Source organism: Streptomyces sp. URMC 123 (genome assembly GCF_051386515.1).
Lineage (GTDB): Bacteria > Actinomycetota > Actinomycetes > Streptomycetales > Streptomycetaceae > Streptomyces.
On record NZ_JBPQTV010000033.1, the window covers coordinates 1 to 16,572 of the forward strand.

Annotated in this window: 17 protein-coding genes; 5 read left to right on the forward strand and 12 right to left on the reverse strand. The window is 73.3% G+C overall.

All coding sequences use genetic code 11. The features are described from left to right. Positions 1-187: 187 nt before the first annotated feature. The 3 genes from ACSNOD_RS07080 to ACSNOD_RS07090 all read right to left on the reverse strand — a co-directional run bounded on the left by ACSNOD_RS07080 (position 188) and on the right by ACSNOD_RS07090 (position 3,801). Positions 188-1,432 (reverse strand): MerR family transcriptional regulator, encoded by a 1,245-nt coding sequence (locus ACSNOD_RS07080; RefSeq protein ID WP_436765894.1) that lies wholly within the window; start codon positions 1,430-1,432, stop codon positions 188-190. A gap of 117 nt (positions 1,433-1,549) precedes the next feature. Next, positions 1,550-3,199: a PLP-dependent aminotransferase family protein gene (locus ACSNOD_RS07085; RefSeq protein ID WP_436765895.1), complete on the reverse strand. Its 1,650-nt coding sequence runs from the start codon at positions 3,197-3,199 to the stop codon at positions 1,550-1,552. Next, on the reverse strand, positions 3,196-3,801 hold the full coding sequence (locus tag ACSNOD_RS07090) for a LysE family translocator (protein WP_436765896.1): 606 nt from the start codon (positions 3,799-3,801) through the stop codon (positions 3,196-3,198). The genes ACSNOD_RS07085 and ACSNOD_RS07090 overlap by 4 nt, the downstream gene beginning before the upstream one ends. A gap of 140 nt (positions 3,802-3,941) precedes the next feature. Between ACSNOD_RS07090 and ACSNOD_RS07095 the strand changes: the two genes are divergently transcribed. After that, complete coding sequence (locus ACSNOD_RS07095) at positions 3,942-4,790, forward strand: MerR family transcriptional regulator (protein WP_436765897.1); 849 nt, start codon at positions 3,942-3,944, stop codon at positions 4,788-4,790. Positions 4,791-4,797: 7 nt separating this feature from the next. Here the strand turns inward: ACSNOD_RS07095 and ACSNOD_RS07100 are convergent, their stop codons facing one another. Next, on the reverse strand, positions 4,798-5,490 hold the full coding sequence (locus ACSNOD_RS07100) for a winged helix-turn-helix transcriptional regulator (RefSeq protein ID WP_436765898.1): 693 nt from the start codon (positions 5,488-5,490) through the stop codon (positions 4,798-4,800). A 72-nt stretch (positions 5,491-5,562) separates the two neighbouring features. On the opposite strand from ACSNOD_RS07100, the gene def reads away from it, so the two are divergent. Then, the gene (gene def / locus ACSNOD_RS07105; protein WP_436765899.1) at positions 5,563-6,279 is read left to right on the forward strand and encodes a peptide deformylase; all 717 of its coding nucleotides are present in this window, start codon (positions 5,563-5,565) and stop codon (positions 6,277-6,279) included. Here def and ACSNOD_RS07110 read toward each other — a convergent pair. The 4 genes from ACSNOD_RS07110 to dnaB all read right to left on the reverse strand — a co-directional run bounded on the left by ACSNOD_RS07110 (position 6,203) and on the right by dnaB (position 11,030). Further along, the gene (locus ACSNOD_RS07110; RefSeq protein WP_436765900.1) at positions 6,203-6,631 is read right to left on the reverse strand and encodes a hypothetical protein; all 429 of its coding nucleotides are present in this window, start codon (positions 6,629-6,631) and stop codon (positions 6,203-6,205) included. The two genes, def and ACSNOD_RS07110, sit on opposite strands and share 77 nt — an antisense overlap. Positions 6,632-6,674: 43 nt before the next feature. Next, a complete protein-coding gene (locus ACSNOD_RS07115) occupies positions 6,675-7,526 on the reverse strand; it encodes an alpha/beta fold hydrolase (protein ID WP_436765901.1) in 852 nt (283 codons plus the stop codon). Next, positions 7,523-8,116 (reverse strand): TetR/AcrR family transcriptional regulator, encoded by a 594-nt coding sequence (locus ACSNOD_RS07120; protein ID WP_436765902.1) that lies wholly within the window; start codon positions 8,114-8,116, stop codon positions 7,523-7,525. The genes ACSNOD_RS07115 and ACSNOD_RS07120 overlap by 4 nt, the downstream gene beginning before the upstream one ends. A 175-nt stretch (positions 8,117-8,291) precedes the next feature. Next, positions 8,292-11,030: a replicative DNA helicase gene (gene dnaB, locus ACSNOD_RS07125; protein ID WP_436765920.1), complete on the reverse strand. Its 2,739-nt coding sequence runs from the start codon at positions 11,028-11,030 to the stop codon at positions 8,292-8,294. 531 nt (positions 11,031-11,561) lie between these two features. Between dnaB and ACSNOD_RS07130 the strand changes: the two genes are divergently transcribed. Beyond that, complete coding sequence (locus ACSNOD_RS07130) at positions 11,562-12,971, forward strand: MATE family efflux transporter (RefSeq protein WP_436765903.1); 1,410 nt, start codon at positions 11,562-11,564, stop codon at positions 12,969-12,971. Positions 12,972-13,089: 118 nt separating this feature from the next. Next, the gene (locus ACSNOD_RS07135) at positions 13,090-13,971 is read left to right on the forward strand and encodes a trypsin-like serine peptidase (protein WP_436765904.1); all 882 of its coding nucleotides are present in this window, start codon (positions 13,090-13,092) and stop codon (positions 13,969-13,971) included. Positions 13,972-14,104: 133 nt separating this feature from the next. Here ACSNOD_RS07135 and rplI read toward each other — a convergent pair whose 3' ends face one another. The 4 genes from rplI to rpsF form a co-directional block, all read right to left on the reverse strand. Beyond that, positions 14,105-14,551 (reverse strand): 50S ribosomal protein L9, encoded by a 447-nt coding sequence (gene rplI / locus ACSNOD_RS07140; RefSeq protein ID WP_436765905.1) that lies wholly within the window; start codon positions 14,549-14,551, stop codon positions 14,105-14,107. Positions 14,552-14,569: 18 nt separating this feature from the next. Continuing rightward, the gene (gene rpsR, locus ACSNOD_RS07145; RefSeq protein WP_003978893.1) at positions 14,570-14,806 is read right to left on the reverse strand and encodes a 30S ribosomal protein S18; all 237 of its coding nucleotides are present in this window, start codon (positions 14,804-14,806) and stop codon (positions 14,570-14,572) included. 64 nt (positions 14,807-14,870) lie between these two features. Further along, positions 14,871-15,452 (reverse strand): single-stranded DNA-binding protein, encoded by a 582-nt coding sequence (locus ACSNOD_RS07150; RefSeq protein WP_436765906.1) that lies wholly within the window; start codon positions 15,450-15,452, stop codon positions 14,871-14,873. Between the two features lie 107 nt (positions 15,453-15,559). Beyond that, positions 15,560-15,850, reverse strand: a complete 291-nt coding sequence (rpsF, locus tag ACSNOD_RS07155) for a 30S ribosomal protein S6 (protein ID WP_436765907.1) — start codon at positions 15,848-15,850, stop codon at positions 15,560-15,562. Positions 15,851-16,129: 279 nt separating this feature from the next. Here rpsF and ACSNOD_RS07160 point away from each other — a divergent pair, with 279 nt between their 5' ends. Continuing rightward, the gene (locus ACSNOD_RS07160) at positions 16,130-16,447 is read left to right on the forward strand and encodes a hypothetical protein (protein ID WP_436765908.1); all 318 of its coding nucleotides are present in this window, start codon (positions 16,130-16,132) and stop codon (positions 16,445-16,447) included. Positions 16,448-16,572 lie beyond the last annotated feature (125 nt).

Sequence of the window (16,572 nt, forward strand, 5' to 3'; positions counted from 1 at the left end):
AGGTGGCCGAGTGCCAGATGGCGAAGTTGACGTTTTCCTGCACCCGGTCGAGGACGCGGGGGTGCTCCGGCCGGGAGGCGGGCGTACGTGGGCCGGGGCGCGCGTACGAGGCGGGGTGCGCGTACGAGGCGGGGGTGCGGGTACGGCGTACGAGGCGGGGGCGCGCGGACGACTCGGCCGGCGCGGCTCACTGTTCCGCGTCCGGCCGCCCCGCCGCGGGATCGTGGACCGGCATGACCAGCGTGGTGAAGCTGCCCTGGTCGGCGGAGCGGACCACGGCGGGGCGCCACGGCGAGGAGACCTCCAGCAGCACATCCGGGCCGACGGCCGCCTCCAGCGCGGCCAGCAGCACGTCCGGGTCGAAGGCGATGCGCAAAGGGGGGCCGATGCGGATCGCCGGCAGTACGGTGCGAGGCCGGCCGCCGGAGAGGCGCCCGCCGGGCGGGCCGTCGAGCACGAGCTGCCGCTCGTCGGCGGTCAACAGGACCCGGCCGGTCCCCTCCCGGCCGAGGAGCGCGGCCCGCAGCGCGCCCCGATCGGTGATCACCCGGTGCCGGGCGGGCGGAAGGTCGTTCAGCACCAGCCGGTAGTCGGGGAAGACGTCGTCGACGGCCGACACCGTACGGGTCACGTCGCCGTCACCCGGTGCCGTACGGAGCCCGTCGCCGCCGCGGAAGCGGACCTCGCCGCCGTCGATCTCGACGGTGACCTCGGGCCGGCCCAGCGCCCAGGCCGCGACGGCCCGCATCCGCTCGGCCCCGATCAGCGCGTGTCCGGGCCCGCCCTCGGCCGAGAGCGCGCGCAGGACGCGGACGGACAGCCGGTAGCGGTCCGTGGCCACCAGGCGCACCTCGCCGCCGTCGAGTTCGAGGAGCACGCAGCCCAGCGCGGGAGCCTCCGCCCGTACGGCCGCGTCACCGGCCACGGCGGGCGCCACCTGCCGTACGGCACTGGCCAGTTCCGCTCCGCCGATCCGCGCCACGGTCCTCGTCGGCCGGCACCCGTACTCGCCCTCCGCCCCACTGTCGCCGTACGGCTCGGGCGCCCCACCCGTCCCACCCGTGCCACCCGGGAGACCGCGCAGGCCACGCAGGCCGCCCAGGTCGCGCAGCAACTCCTCGATCACGGCCACCGCCGCGGCCGCCCGGTCCCGCGCGGCGCGGGCGTGGCCCTCCAGGAGCCGCCGCGCCTCCTCCGGCGTGCCGTCGAGCACCGCCGAGACATCCGTCAGCGGCAGCCCGCCCTCCCGCAGCCGCCGTACGAGCACGGCGCGGGGCTCCTGCTCCGGCGCGTAGTGGCGGTACCCCGTCGACCCGTCCACCCGGGCGGGCCGGAGAATCCCGCAGTCGTCGTAGAACCGCAGGGCGCTCGGCGCGAGCCCCACCCGCCGGGCGAAGGCGCCGATGCTCAGCAGCGCGTCGGTGTCGTCCATGGGCGCGATTGTCGACGTTCGAGCGGCGTGAAGGTCAACACGCGCTCCCGTCCGCCCGCACGGCTGTGCGCCCCGAACGCCCCGCACCCCGGGCCCCGCCCAGCGCGCCACCGAACGTCAGGACAACTCCCGCAGCGCCGCACCGATCTCCGCCACCCCCTCGGCGATGGCCGCCGGCGCGCAGGCCGCGTAGCCGAGGACCAGTCCCGGCGGGCCGGGCAGCTGCCGGTGCCAGGACAGCGGCTGGCACTTCACGCCCCGGGCGAGCGCGGCGGCGGCGAGCTCCGTGTCGGGCACGTCGGTCCCGTACGCCACGGTCAGGTGCAGTCCGGCCGCCGCGCCGTGCACCACCGCGCCCGGCAGGTGGTCGGCGATGGCGGCGATCATCGCGTCGCGCCGCCGCCGGTGCCTGCCGCGCAGCAGCCGCAGATGCCGTTCCAGCGCGCCGGTCTCCATCAGCCGGGCGAGCACGAGCTGCGGTAGCGCCGCGTTGCCCAGGTCGGTGAAGCGCTTGGCCTCGACGAGCGCGTCGCGGTGGCGGGGCGGCGGCACGGCCCAGCCGATCCGCAGGGCCGGCGCGAGCAGCTTGGAGACGCTGCCCAGGTAGCAGACTCGGTCGGCGAGCAGGGCGCGCAGCGCGGGCACCGGCGGGCGGTCGTAGCGGTGCTCCGCGTCGTAGTCGTCCTCCAGGATCAGCCCGCCGTCCTCCGCCCAGCGCAGGAGCTCGCGGCGGCGCTCGCCGCTCGTCACCACGCCGGTGGGGAACTGGTGCGCGGGCGTGAGCAGTACGGCGCGGGCCCCCGTAGCGCGCAACGCGTCGACGCGTGCGCCGTTCTCGTCCACCGGCACGGGCGGGGTGGCCAGGCCCCCGTTCCGCAGGTGCTGCCGGATGCCGAGCGAACCGGGGTCCTCCACGGCGACACCGTCGACACCGTCCGCGCGCAGTACGGGGCCCAGCAGGGTGAGCGCCTGTGCGGTACCGGCGACGATCAGCACCTCGTCCGGCTCGACGCGGACGCCCCGGCCGCGCGCCAGCCAGCCGGCGACGGCGCGGCACAGCCGGAGGGCGCCCCGGGGGTCGCCGTAGCCGAGGTGCTCGGCGGCGGACGGCTCGTCGAGCACGGCGCGTTCGGCCCGCAACCAGGCGGCACGGGGGAACACCGCGAGGTCGGGCCGGCCAGGGGTGAAGTCGATCCGGGCGGGGGCGGCACGCAGCAGGTCGAAGACGTCGGGGCCGGGGGGCGCGGCGAACAGTACGGAGTGGTGTGGGGGGCGTGCGGGGAGCCGCACGAGCCCGCCGCCGCCTCTGCGCGTGCCGGCTGCCGTACGCCCCCGGGGAGCCGGCCCGGCCGGGACAGGCGCGGACACCGATACGGGCGGCGGCGCCGCGACCACCACCGTCCCCCCGCGGCCGCGCCCCTCCACCTGTCCGTCCTCCGTGAGCCGCCGGTACGCCTCCGTCACCACCCCGCGCGACAGACGCAGTTCGGCGGCGAGCACCCGCGTCGGCGGCAGCCTGCTGCCCACCGCCAGCCGGCCGTCGGCGATCGCCTGCCGCAGCCGCCGGGCCAGCCAGTCCGCCTTGCCGCCGGCGGGCGCCTCGCCGGCGTCGAGCTGGAGGAAGTCCGAGCCGCGCGACGCGGGCCCCGTACGACCCGCCGGCCCGGCAGCCGTACGGGGGCGTGCGCCACCGCCACGGCCGCCACCGCCGTCGCCCGCCGCCCGTTCCGCCGCCCGTTCCGCCGGCCCGGCGATGCGCCCGCTCACGCCACCGCCAGCCGCACGCCCAGGGCCACGAAGCAGACGGCGAACACCCGCCGCACGCCCGTCATCACCCCCGGCCAGGCCAGCACGCGGTGGCGCACGGCGGCCGCGCACACCCCGTACACCGCGAAGACAACGAAGGTGAGCAGCATGAAAACGGCGCTGTGCCGGAGCATCACGGCGAGCGAGCCGGGCTCGCCGGCGGGGACGAACTGCGGCAGGAACGCGACGAAGAACATGGTGAGTTTCGGATTCAGCACATTGATCAGCACCCCGGAGACGATCACCCGCGCCGCCGACCGCGGTTCCGCCTCCGCCTCCACCGTCAGCGCGTCCTTGTCGCGCAGTGTCGCCCACGCCATGAAGAGCAGATAGCCCACCCCGAGGTACTTCACCACCTCGTACGCGACCGCGCTGGCGTGCAGCAGCGCGGCGAGCCCGGTGACCGTGGCCACCAGGTGGGGCACGACGCCGAGGGTGCAGCCGAGCGCGGCGACCACGCCGGCCCGGCGGCCACGGGCCAGCCCGGCGGCGAGGGTGTACACGACGCCGGTGCCGGGGGTGGCCACCACGACCAGGGTGGTCAGCAGGAACGCGATGCTCAAGGGGGTCCTCCACGGGGTCCGACCGGCGCCCTCCCACCCTGCCCCGCCCATGGACCGCCGAACAGGACCAAAGTCGACCCGATGGACAGGTCCACAACCGGGAACCGCCCGCTCCCCGGCACGTGAGCGACACTGATCCGATGAACAGCGACGACCACGAGCAGGAACCGGCCGCCCCCGCGCGGGACACGGGAGCGGTCGGCGCCGACGGCCTCACCGTCGGCCGGGCCGCCGCGCTCGTCGGGGTCAGTGTGAAGACGCTGCACCACTGGGACGCGATCGGCCTCGTACGCCCGAGCGGGCGCACCCGGGCCGGGTACCGGGTGTACTCGGCCGACGACATCGCCCGCGTCCACCGCGTCCTCGTCTACCGGGAGCTCGGGCTGCCGCTCGCCGAGATCGGCCGGGTCCTCGACGACCCGGACATCAACCCCCGCGCCCATCTGCGCCGGCAGCGCTCCCAGCTCGTGGCGCGCGTCGCCCGCCTGCAGAGCATGGTCCACGCGGTCGACCGCATGCTGGAGGCGTCGCGGACCGGGATGCGGCTGACCCCGGAGGAGCAGGTCGCCCTCTTCGGCGCGGACTGGCAGCCCTCCTGGGTCGACGAGGCCGAGGAACGCTGGGGCGACACCGCGCAGTGGGCGCAGTACGCGGAGCGGGCCGCCGGGATGACGGCCGACGACTGGAAGCGGGTGGCGGACGCGACCCACGCCCTCAACGCCGACCTGGCCGCCGCGCTGCGCGCCGGCACCGCCCCCGGCTCCGACGAGGCGAACGCCCTCGCCGAGCGCCACCGCGCGCAGCTCTCCACGTACTTCGACTGCACGCACGCGATGCACGCCTGCGTCGGGCGCATGTACGTCGACGAGCCGGGCTACGCCGACACGTACGAGGCCCTCGCGCCGGGCCTCACCGTCTGGCTCCGCGACACGATCCACGCGAACGCCCGTGCCCACGGCGTCGACCCGACGACGGCGGTCTGGGAGTAGGGCCGCCTCACGCGGGCCGTGAGCCGCCGCCGCTCCCGCTCTCTCCGGCCGGGCCCTGGTCCGGGGCCGGGCCCGGGGCCGGGTCCGGGTCCGGGGCCGGGTCCGGGTCCGGGTCCGGGGCCGTGTCGCTGGTAGGGCCGGGGAGCGCGGGCCCGGACAGCAGGGGGAACAGCCGCGTGATGAGGGCGACGGGGCGGGCGCCCTCGGGGCGGGCCAGGGGGCGCTGTTCGCGGTCCTGGTACGGGGCGAGGGCCCGGCGGATCGCGGCCGCCACCCGGCTCATCTCCTCGGGCGTCAGATAGGCGACGGCGCTGAACGCCTCGTCGCGGCGCCACTCGGCCGGTGCCCGGTCCCGGCGGTCGAGCCAGGACTGCCAGCTCTCGTCCTCCAGCCCGCGGGCGAGGTCGCCGAAGTCGTCCGTGGCCGGGCCGGCCGCGGCGGTCGCCCGCCGCAGCCGCCAGGGTCGGGCGCGGCCGCCGCTGTGCGGGGCTTCTTCGATGTACCCGTGGCGCGCGAGCTGCCGCAGATGGAACGAGCAGAGCCCGGAGCTGTGGCCCAGCCGGGCGGCGGCCTCGGTCGCCGTGACGGTGCCGACCTCGGCGAGGAGCTCCAGCAGTGCTGTGCGGACCTCGTGCTCGCGCAGCTCCTCACCGGACTTGGGGGACGGGTCGGACGGGGTGGTGAGGTCTTCTTCGGTCACTTTGCAAAGTCTGCTAGTTTGCAAAGCACTTGGCAAGGAGCGCAAGCGGTTCAAGCGGTGAGGGAGACAGCGATGCCCGTGCGTCATGACCGACGAACTCGTCCCATCGACCGGCGCGTCCGCGTGCAGGGCGAGCCGGTCGACTCCTACCCGGCTCTGCCGCCGGAGGCGGAACGGGGCTCGGTGCGTCGGATCACGGTGGTGGGCGAGGAGATACTGAGCCACCCCTGCCGTGCGGTGACCGAGTTCGGCACCCCCGAACTGTCGGCGCTGATCGACGACATGTTCCTGACCATGTACGTGGCCGACGGCGCCGGCCTCGCCGCCAATCAGGTCGGTGTCGACTTGGCGCTGTTCGTGTACGACTGCCCGGACGACGACGGAATCCGGCACGTCGGCCACATCGTCAACCCGGTGCTCGACCTCCCCGCCCCGGGCGCACGTCGACTCGTCGACGACATGGAGGGGTGCCTGTCCGTGCCGGGCGCCACCATGGCGGTCCCCCGCACGGACCGCGCCGTCGTGCGCGGGTTCGACAAGGACGGCGACCCGGTCGTGATCGAGGGGACGGGGTACTTCGCGCGGTGCCTGCAGCACGAGACCGACCACCTCGGGGGACACACGTACCTCGACCGGCTCTCCCAACGGGACCGCAGGGACGCGCTGCGGCAGATGGCGGACCGCCGGGAGGACGTCTTCGCCCGCCGCGCGATCAGGGCGGCGGACCTGAGCCGTCGAGCCGCCGCTCCATCCAGTCCCGCACCGTCACGGCCCGCTCGATCCGGCTGACGACGTCCTTCTTGGCCGCCCCGTCCAGGGTCTCCGGAATCGTGGCGAAGGTCTCGGGGAGGACGTCGAGCAGACCCCGGATCTCCTCGCCCGACCTGACGGTCATCAGCAGTTGGCACCTCCACTGCCGTGGCGTCTCAGGGCGGTGGGTGAGCCGCTGGACGAGCGTGGGGAGCAGATAGTGCGTCGCGTCCGCGGCGAGGTGCTCCCGGAGCCAGTCGACCGGCAGCCGCTGGCTGAAGCGGTACGCGGCGGCTTCCTGTTGCAGGCCGAGAATCCGCTCGGTGTCGACGGCTCGCACGGTACGGGGGATGGCGTCCGGCTCCTGTCGGCCGCCGGGCAGGTCGGTCACTCCACTGTCACCTCGTCCATCACGTCGTCCGTCACCTCGGCCGTCACCTCGTCGTCGAGGCGCGGAGCGCCTTCCGCAGGAGTTCGGCGAACTCCGCGGGGTGCGTGGTCAGCCCGGTGTGGCCGCCGGGGAAATGGCGCACCTCCGTGCCGAGGCGCTCCGCCAGTGCCGCGGCCGCGCGGTACGGCAGTTCTCCGCGCGAGTCCTGGCCGCAGGCGATCACGAGCCGGTCCGACAGCGCCCGCAGCCGCGGGATGTCCGGCGTACGGGACATGAAGCCGGGCACGACGCGCCCGAGGAAGTACGGCAGGTTGGCCATCGTCCGCTCCGCTCGCGCCGCCGCCTGCGGCGGCAGCGTGACCTGGGCCTTCGGCGCGGCCGCGGCTGCGCCCTCCTTCGCCAGGCCCGCCGCGAACTCGGCCATCGCCGGCATGAGCCCCCGCGTACGGAGCGTCTCCGCCACCCGCGCGAGGAACGCGCGGTGGTCGGCGGCGTCCGGCAGGACCTCCACCACCGGCGGCTCGTGCGCCACGACCCGCTCGACGCGCTCGGGGTGGGCGGCGCCCAGGTGCAGGGCGGTGATCGCGCCCGAGCTCGCGCCGAACACCCGGGCGGGCTCGCCGGGGGACAGCAGCTCCAGCATCCGGAACGCGTCGTCGGCGTGCTCGGCCGGCCGCTGTTCGGCCTCGGGGTCGTCCAGCGGGCTGCGGGACATGCCGCGCGGATCGTACGTCGCGACGGTGTACTCGGCGGCCAGCTCGTCGGCGACGCCGTCGTAGGACGCCGCGTCACCGGCCCCGCCGGGTATCAGCAGCAACAGCGGGCCGCTGCCGCGTACTTCGTAGTGCAACGTCGCACCCCGCACGCGCAGGCTGCCGATGGTGGGGACGGTCATACGGAGTCTCCTTCTCCGGACGGGGGCCAGTGCTCCAGGAGGGCGTGCAGGGCGTCGAGGGCGCGGTCCCAGGAGTCCTGCGACGAGCGCTCGTGCGCGAAGCCGCCCGCGGCCTCCAGGGCGACGAACCCGTGGAACGTGCTGCGCAACAGCCGGACCGCGTCGGTCAGATCGGGTTCGGCCAGCCCGTAGCCGCGCAGCATGCCGTAGGTGAGCTCGACCGCGCGCCGCGGGCCCTGCGCCGTCGCGGCCAGCTCGGGGTCGATCCGGATCGGGGTCTGCGTCGCCGCGTAGCGGCCCGGGTGCCGGTGGGCGTACTCGCGCCAGGCGTTCGCGTACGCGATCAGCGCGTCCCTGCCCGCCCGGCCGGCGGTCGCCGCCGCGATGCGGAGCGTCTTCTCGTCCGCCGCCAGCAGCGCGATCCGCCCGCGCAGGTCCTCCAGGTTGCGCACGTGCGCGTAGAGGCTCGCGTCCTTCACGCCCAGCCGCCGCGCCACCTGCGACATGGTCACCTTCTCCAGCCCGACCTCGTCCGCCAGTTCGGCGCCCGCGACCGTCACCCGCTCCGCCGTCAGCCCGGCCCGCACCATGCGCCCTCCCGAATTACCTAGGGGCCCTAGGTATAACCTAGGACCCCTAGGGACCGCAATCGTGTTCCGATCGCGGATCGGTCGTACGGGTGGATGGCGAGGGGGGCGACAGGCATGCGAAGCGGGCAACGGCTGGGACACCGGCCGGGCCGCATGGCCCGGGCGGCGCGCGGGATCAGGTCTGGGCCATGTCCACGAAGCGGGAGTAGTGGCCCTGGAAGGCCACGGTGATGGTGGCCGTCGGGCCGTTACGGTGCTTGGCCACGATCAGGTCCGCCTCGCCGGCGCGCGGTGACTCCTTCTCGTAGGCGTCCTCACGGTGCAGCAGGATGACCATGTCCGCGTCCTGCTCGATGGAGCCGGACTCACGCAGGTCCGAGACCATCGGCTTCTTGTCCGTGCGCTGTTCGGGGCCACGGTTCAGCTGGGAGAGCGCGATCACCGGCACCTCCAGCTCCTTCGCCAGCAGCTTGAGGTTCCGGGACATCTCGGAGACCTCCTGCTGACGGCTCTCCGGGCGGCGCGAGCCACCCGACTGCATCAGCTGGAGATAGTCGATCACGACCAGCTTCAGATCGTTTCGCTGCTTGAGCCGCCGGCACTTCGCCCTGATCTCCATCATCGACAGGTTCGGGGAGTCATCGATGTAGAGCGGCGCGGCCGAGACGTCCGGCATCCGGCGGGCGAGCCGAGTCCAGTCCTCGTCCGTCATACTGCCGGAGCGCATGTGGTGCAGCGCCACCCGCGCCTCCGCGGACAGCAGACGCATCGCGATCTCGTTGCGCCCCATCTCCAGGGAGAAGATGACGCTGGGCAGCTGGCTCTTGATGGAGCAGGCACGGGCGAAGTCCAGTGCGAGCGTGGAGTTGTGGGTGGGCACCATCGACCGGGTCGCCAGGTACATGTGGTCGGTGTTGTCCACCTGAACACAGCGAACGGGGACGCTCGCGACTTCCCGGACCTCGGCGATGTACCGCTGTCCCAGCCGGGGACTGGCCGGCCGGCGCCGCTCGTCGTGCGCCCGCCGCTTGCGTTCCAGTTCGAAGACGTCGTCGATGGGTGTGAAGGTGATGACATGCACGACGGATGACTTCGCCGAGCGTCCCTTGACGCTCTTGGTGTGCCTTCCGTAGCGGTATCCCAGGCCGGCGATCAGCTCGCAGAAGCCATCGGCCAGCACCTCGCTGGTGACCGCGAACTGCACGGAGCCCGTTCTGTTGACCGTTCCGTCCGTGTCCAGCAGACCGGCGAGGAGCGCCCTCCGCTGCTCCACGGAGCCGCGCAGGTAGTCCTGGGGGATGTGCTTGTCGCCCAGGACGCCGAGCGCGCGCAGCTCGACCAGCAGGCTGCCGTGGTTCCTCGTGCACGGCGCGCACCGGGGCGTGTCGTAGGGCGAGGTGCACACCTTGCCGCAGTCGACGCAGGTCGTCGGCCGGACGGGTGCGGAGACCGCCCGGGCCTTTCCGCCGCAGGACTGACCGCAACTCCGCACATGGGCGACCTTCGGCACGAAGGTCGCCCCGCAGACCACACAGGACCGCTCCGACGTGCGTGGCGTCTCCACGTCGTACCGCAGGGCGTAGGTGATCGAGCCGCCGACCTGTCGCGCCTCGATGCCGTCCCGCGCGATGCGGCGCAGGATCTCGGGGTCCGCCGTGGTGATGCGCGCGGCATCGCTGTGGCCGTCGCCCAGCCACGCGCCGAGCGTGTACGGCGGGACGGCGAGCTCCTTGTGGGGCAGCTCGAGAGCGGCCGTGTTCCGCACGGAGTGGTTCATCCGCCCGTCGGTGCCGCAGCGCACCGTCTCGGCGATCTCCTTGGTCGTCCTGACCGAGGCCAGGGCGGTCCGACGCCCGTGACCACGCTCCTGGGCGGCCCTGCGGGAGGCACGGGTGTCGGTGAGCCACTGGTGCTCCGCGTCGGCGACGACCGTCGTCCCGTCGTCGAAGACGACCTCATAGCACGGGCGATCGGTCATGACGTCCGTGGCGGCCACCACCCGCGTCGGCCTTCCGTCGGCGCCGATCAGGAAGTCCCCGACCCGCACCCGGCCCATCGTGGTCCAACCGGTGGGGGTGGGCAGGGGCGTGTCGAGAGCGAGCGCCTTGCCCATCGCGGGTCGGGCCGCGATGACGATCATTTGGCCGGGGTGGAGGCCGTTGGTCAGCGAGTCGAGGTCGGAGAAGCCCGTCGGCACGCCGGACATCTGTCCGCTGCGCGAGCCGATCGCCTCGATCTCGTCGAGCGCGCCCTCCATGATCTCGGAGAGCGGGAGGTAGTCCTCGCTGGTGCGCTGCTCGGTGACGGCGTAGATCTCGGCCTGCGCGGTGTTGACGATCTCGTCGACGTCACCGTCCGCCGCGTACCCCATCTGCGTGATCCGGGTGCCCGCCTCGACCAGGCGGCGGAGCACGGCCCGCTCGTGGACGATCTCCGCGTAGTACTCCGCGTTGGCGGCCGTGGGCACCGACTGCACGAGGGTGTGCAGATACGACGCGCCGCCGACGCGCGCCAGCTCCCCGCGCTTGGTCAGCTCGGCCGCGACCGTGATGGGGTCGGCCGGCTCGCCCTTGGCGTAGAGGTCGAGGATGGCCTGGAAGACCGTTTCGTGCGCCGGGCGGTAGAAGTCGTGGCCCTTGATGACCTCGACCACGTCCGCGATGGCGTCCTTGGAGAGGAGCATGCCGCCGAGGACCGACTGCTCGGCGTCGAGGTCCTGCGGGGGCACCCGCTCGAACGAGGAGCCGCCGCCCTGGCCGCCGGACCAGCCGTCGTCGTCCCGGTCGCGGTCCCGGCCGCGGTCGTGCTGCTCGGAACGGCCGCCGCGCTCCCGGGACCGGCCGCCCTCGCCGCGCGGGGAGCGGGAGGCGGGCAGGCGGTCGCCGGGGCCGGCGTCGGCCCAGGGGTCGCCCATGTCCGGCTGCGTCACCCGGCACCTCCTCCCGTCCGCCACGCGGACCCTCCCGGCGGCCGGCGAACGGCCGGGGTCGCCCCGGCCGTCGCCACCGCTCGCCGCGCACTCCTTCTTACGGCACGGCTCTGACAAATAGGACGCCCGACTCCGGTTCCGGCGCGTCGAGTTCGCTGGGGATCGAGAAGAGATCGAGAGCCGGAACGGGCGGCGGGCGCCGGTCCACGGTAGGCCCGCGCGGGCCGGGAACCAATTCCGTTATCCACAGGGGGTGTGGACGGTCGACCCCAACCTGTGGAGAACCGGCCCCAACCTGTGTACAGCCCGGGGGACGGCACTGTGGACAACCTGACAATCACTCGAAGATCACCACGCTGACCTGCGGTTTCTCCATCCACCGGCTGTGGGGGAGAAAAACTTCCGGCCCCCGCCCGAGATCGCGACAAACGGCACAGAGAAGATCACAGCGAGCACCCGACCGTAAGGGCTGATCACCACTTGCGTCTCTTACCTGTGGAAGATTAGATTGATTCCATGCCGCCGTCCCGCACACCTGTCCCCGGCACCGGGAAGCGCGCCGGGGAACACGCCGAGCGGCGCGCCCGGCAGCGTGCCGACCGGCGCGCCGCCCGGCGTGCCGCCCGCCGCCACGACCGCGAGATCGTCTCGCTGGCCCTGCCCGCCTTCGGGGCCCTGGTCGCCGAGCCCCTCTTCCTCATGGTGGACAGCGCGATCGTCGGCCACCTCGGCACCCCGCAGCTCGCCGGCCTCGCCGTGGCCGCCGCCCTGCTCACCACCGCCGTCAATGTCTTCGTCTTCCTCGCCTACGCCACCACCGCGGCCGTCTCCCGCCGCGTCGGCGCCGGCGATCTCCCCGCCGCCATCCGCCAGGGCATGGACGGCATCTGGCTGGCCCTGCTGCTCGGCGCCGCCCTCGTGGCCGTCGTGCTGCCCACCGCCCCGGCGCTGGCCGAGCTCTTCGGCGCCTCGGCGACCGCCGCCCCGCACGCCGTCACCTATCTGCGGATCAGCGCCCTCGGCATCCCCGCGATGCTCGTGGTGCTGGCCGCGACGGGCGTGCTGCGCGGCCTCCAGAACACCCGCACCCCGCTGTACGTGGCCATCGGCGGCTTCGCCGCCAACGCCGCCCTCAACGCGGGGCTGGTCTACGGCGCCGGGCTGGGCATCGCCGGCTCCGCCTGGGGCACGGTCCTGGCCCAGTGCGGCATGGCCGCCGTCTACCTCCTCGTCGTGGTGCGCGGCGCCCGCCGGCACGGCGCCTCCCTGCGGCCCGACGCCGCCGGGATACGGGCCTGTGCCCGGGCCGGGGTGCCCCTGCTGATCCGCACCCTCTCGCTGCGCGCCATCCTGCTGATCGCCACGGCCGTCGCCGCCCGGCTGGGCGACGCCGAGATCGCCGCGCACCAGGTCGTGCTCGGCCTGTGGTCCCTGATGGCCTTCGCCCTGGACGCCATCGCCATCGCCGGACAGGCCATCATCGGCCGCTTGCTGGGCGCGGGCGACGTGACCGCGGCGCGGGCCGCCGAGCGGCGCATGATCCAGTGGGGCATCGCCGCGGGGGTGGTGCTGGGCCTGCTGATCGTCGTCTCCCGGCCGCTGATCCTGCCGCTCTTCACCCCCGACCCGGCCGTCCACGCGCTGCTGCTGCCCGCGCTGCTGGTGGTGGCCCTGGTCCAGCCGATCTCCGGGGTCGTCTTCGTGCTGGACGGCGTGCTGATGGGCGCGGGCGACGGCACGTATCTCGCCGGGGCGATGCTGGTGACCCTGGCCGTCTTCGCCCCGCTGGCCTTCGCGGTGCCGGCCCTGGGCGGCGGGCTGACGGCGCTGTGGTGGGTCATGGGCGTGATGATGGCCGTGCGGATGCTCACGCTGTGGCTGCGCAGCCGCTCCGGACGCTGGATCGTCACCGGCGCCACGCGCTGAGCCGTGGGCGCGCGCCGGGCAGCCGGCCCGCCACCCGAGGCTCCGTACGGCCCGCGCGCCGGCCCGGCCATCGCTTTCCTCATCGTTCCCTCAGAATCCCGACCCATAATGGTGCGCCATGGACGCCGTGCGCCCCGGACGGAAGAAGTGCGTCGTGCCCCTGCTCGTGCTGGCCATGGCCACCGGGGGGCTGATGGCGGGTGACTCCTGGCCCGGTGCCGAGCCGGGCGACGCCGCGTACGCCGCCGCCGGCCCGGGCAAGGCCGGCCACCCCGGCGACCGGCGGCACACCGGCAAGCCCCCGCGCGGCACCTCGTACACCCCGCCCCGCACCCGGACCGACGCCCGGGTCGGCGCGCTCTTCCAGCACAGCGACGAGGGCGACCACTTCTGCACGGGCAGCGTCGTGGACAGCCCCGGCCGCGATCTCGTCCTGACCGCCGCCCACTGCGTCCACGGCGGCGCGGACGGCGACTACCTCGACGACCTGGTCTTCGTCCCCGACTACCGCGACGGGTCGGCGCCCAACGGCACCTGGCAGGTCGACGACATCTACGTGGACGAGCGCTGGAAGGAGTCCTCCGACCCCGATCTCGACGTGGCGTTCCTGCGGATCAAACCGCGGGACGGCCGGCTGATCGAGGACGTGCTCGGCGGCAACACCCTCGGGATCGGCCGGGACCCCGCCCGCCCGGTGAAGATAACGGGCTATCCGGCCGACCGCGACGAGCCGCTCTCCTGCAAGAACCGCACCAGCGCGTTCGGCGCCACCCAGCTGCGCATCCAGTGCGCGGACCTTTCCGGCGGGACCAGTGGCAGCCCGTGGATCACCTCGTTCGACCCGCGCAGCCGGGAGGGCACGGTGATCGGGATCACCGGCGGGTACGAGGGCGGGGGCGACACCGACGACGTCTCGTACTCGCCCTACTTCGGCGAGGCCGTACGGCGGCTGTACGAGCGCGCGGCCCATCCCGCCGCCGAGGCCGCGCCGGACTCCTGACGGCCCTCAAGGCCCCTCGGAACCCCCGACGAAAGCGCGCCGGAACGCGGCGCAACCCCGGCGGAACGCGGCGAAGGGCCGCCCCTCCAGGAGGGACGGCCCTTCGCGCGAACGGCTCGATCGAGCGCGGCGATCAGGCCGCGACGACCTCGACGCCGAGCTTCGCGTCGACGTCGGCGTGCAGCCGCACGGACACCTGGTGCGCGCCCAGGGTCTTGATCGGCGCGGCGACCTCGATGCGGCGCTTGTCCACGTCCGGACCGCCGGCGGCCTTGATCGCCGAGGCGATGTCGGCCTGGGTGACGGAGCCGAACAGGCGGCCGGCGTCGCCGGCACGGACGGCCAGCGTCACCTTGACGCCCTCGAGCTGGCCCTTGATCTCGTTGGCCTGCTCGATCGTGGCGATCTCGCGGATCTTGCGGGCGCGGCGGATCTGCGCCACGTCCTTCTCGCCACCCTTGGTCCAGCGGATCGCGAAACCGCGCGGGATCAGGTAGTTGCGAGCGTAGCCGTCCTTGACGTCCACGACGTCGCCCGCGGTGCCGAGGCCGGTGACCTCGTGGGTGAGGATGATCTTCATGATTCGGTCACCCTTCCCTTAGCGAGCGGTGGAGGTGTAGGGCAGCAGCGCCATCTCACGGCTGTTCTTCACAGCCGTGGCGACGTCGCGCTGGTGCTGGGTGCAGTTGCCGGTGACCCGGCGGGCACGGATCTTGCCGCGGTCGGAAATGAACTTCCGCAGCAGGTTCGTGTCCTTGTAGTCGACGTAGGAGATCTTCTCCTTGCAGAACACGCAAACCTTCTTCTTAGGCTTGCGAGCAGGCGGCTTCGCCATTGTCTCTCTCCAGTGTGATCAAGAAGTTTGTGCTGGTCGCCCAGTCCAAACCGCGCGCCGCGGTCTAGAAGGGCGGCTCGTCCGAGTAGCCGCCGCCGGAGCCGCCGCCCCAGCCGCCACCGCCACCGCTGCCGCCGCCCTGCTGGCCGCCGGACGGAGCGCCGGTGGCCCAGGGGTCGTCGGCGGGAGCACCGCCGCCGCCCTGCTGGCCGCCGCCGGGGCCGCCGCCCCAGCCGCCGCCACCCTGGCCGCCGCCGCCGTAGCCACCCTGGCCTCCGCGACCTGCGGTCTTCGTGACCTTGGCCGTGGCATTGCGGAGGCTGGCGCCGACCTCGTCGACGTCCAGTTCGTAGACCGTGCGCTTGACGCCCTCGCGGTCCTCGTAGGACCGCTGCTTCAGCCGGCCCTGCACGATGACGCGCATGCCTCGCTGGAGCGATTCGGCGACGTTCTCCGCCGCCTGCCGCCACACCGAGCAGGTGAGGAACAGGCTCTCGCCGTCCTTCCACTCATTGGTCTGACGGTCGAAGGTGCGGGGAGTGGACGCGACGCGGAACTTCGCGACCGCCGCACCGGACGGGGTGAAGCGCAGCTCGGGGTCGTCGACGAGATTGCCGACGACCGTGATGACGGTCTCGCCTGCCATTGGGTGACCTCTCGGCGGGTTTGCTGCTGCTGCGGATTGCTGGTGGTAGCCGGGCTACTCGAATCCCTTACCGCTGGTCCTTCGGTCGCCGGGGCGACCGGAGGGACTCAGTGGGTGTCGGGACGGAGGACCTTGGTCCGGAGGACCGACTCGTTCAGGTTCATCTGACGGTCGAGCTCCTTGACGACCGCAGGCTCGGCCTGGAGGTCGATGACCGAGTAGATGCCCTCGGGCTTCTTGTTGATCTCGTACGAGAGACGACGACGGCCCCAGGTGTCGACCTTCTCGACCTTGCCGTTGCCCTCACGGACGACGGAAAGGAAGTTCTCGATCAGCGGGGAGACAGCGCGCTCCTCGAGATCGGGGTCGAGGATGACCATCACCTCGTAGTGACGCATGTGGAACCCACCTCCTCTGGACTCAGCGGCCACGGTCTTTCCGTGGCAGGAGGGTCAATGCGTGAACAACGGTATCGGGGGCCACTGACAGTCCCGGGGAAGATCGCTTTCGCTCGCTTCCCGTGGGGCCCGCCGAGGGGCCTGGACAGACACCGGTGCAGACCGTACACAGTACCCGCACACCGGCTTCCGGTTGAAATCCGGCCGGAGGTCGCCGCAATCTGTACACATCGGGTGTGTACGGCGCTACAGTGCGCCGTCTTCCGCGAGGAGGTCCCCATGGCACAGGCAGTACGGCAGCAGCACGGCCCGCTCTCCTTCCTCAACAGCGACGGCAAGGCCCACCCGGTGGAGAACAGCCTCGCCGCGGCGACGGTGCTGCTCGGGGCGCTCGCCTTCATCACGGCCCAGTTCCACGGCCTGCACCTGGTCAGCTCCTGGTCCGGCCTGGCCGGCGTGGCCACCGGGGCCTGGGGCCAGATGATCTCCGCCACCACCGGTGAGCGGTTCCTGCTGATCGTCGGCATGGGCGCGGCCGCGTTCGGGCTGCTGCTCGGCATGGCGCACGGCGGCCTCTTCGGGGGCGTGATCGGCTGACGGCTCGACGGCGCACCCGGTCGGCGGATCGGGGCGTGCTCGGCCGGCGACGGGTCCGCGGGGCCCCGGCGGGGCCGTCCCCCAAAAGGCCGGTCCCCTTGGCGCAGTAGGCTTCCGGGCGAGAG

Excerpts from the sequence above, each read along its gene's own strand:
- ACSNOD_RS07080 (WP_436765894.1), bottom strand. The coding sequence starts at position 1,432 with ATGGACGACACCGACGCGCTGCTGAGCATCGGCGCCTTCGCCCGGCGG.
- ACSNOD_RS07095 (WP_436765897.1), top strand. The coding sequence starts at position 3,942 with ATGAACAGCGACGACCACGAGCAGGAACCGGCCGCCCCCGCGCGGGAC.
- def (WP_436765899.1), top strand. The coding sequence starts at position 5,563 with ATGCCCGTGCGTCATGACCGACGAACTCGTCCCATCGACCGGCGCGTC.
- ACSNOD_RS07115 (WP_436765901.1), bottom strand. The coding sequence starts at position 7,526 with ATGACCGTCCCCACCATCGGCAGCCTGCGCGTGCGGGGTGCGACGTTG.
- ACSNOD_RS07120 (WP_436765902.1), bottom strand. The coding sequence starts at position 8,116 with ATGGTGCGGGCCGGGCTGACGGCGGAGCGGGTGACGGTCGCGGGCGCC.
- dnaB (WP_436765920.1), bottom strand. The coding sequence starts at position 11,030 with ATGGGCGACCCCTGGGCCGACGCCGGCCCCGGCGACCGCCTGCCCGCC.
- ACSNOD_RS07130 (WP_436765903.1), top strand. The coding sequence starts at position 11,562 with ATGCCGCCGTCCCGCACACCTGTCCCCGGCACCGGGAAGCGCGCCGGG.
- ACSNOD_RS07135 (WP_436765904.1), top strand. The coding sequence starts at position 13,090 with ATGGACGCCGTGCGCCCCGGACGGAAGAAGTGCGTCGTGCCCCTGCTC.
- rplI (WP_436765905.1), bottom strand. The coding sequence starts at position 14,551 with ATGAAGATCATCCTCACCCACGAGGTCACCGGCCTCGGCACCGCGGGC.
- rpsR (WP_003978893.1), bottom strand. The coding sequence starts at position 14,806 with ATGGCGAAGCCGCCTGCTCGCAAGCCTAAGAAGAAGGTTTGCGTGTTC.
- ACSNOD_RS07150 (WP_436765906.1), bottom strand. The coding sequence starts at position 15,452 with ATGGCAGGCGAGACCGTCATCACGGTCGTCGGCAATCTCGTCGACGAC.
- rpsF (WP_436765907.1), bottom strand. The coding sequence starts at position 15,850 with ATGCGTCACTACGAGGTGATGGTCATCCTCGACCCCGATCTCGAGGAG.
- ACSNOD_RS07160 (WP_436765908.1), top strand. The coding sequence starts at position 16,130 with ATGGCACAGGCAGTACGGCAGCAGCACGGCCCGCTCTCCTTCCTCAAC.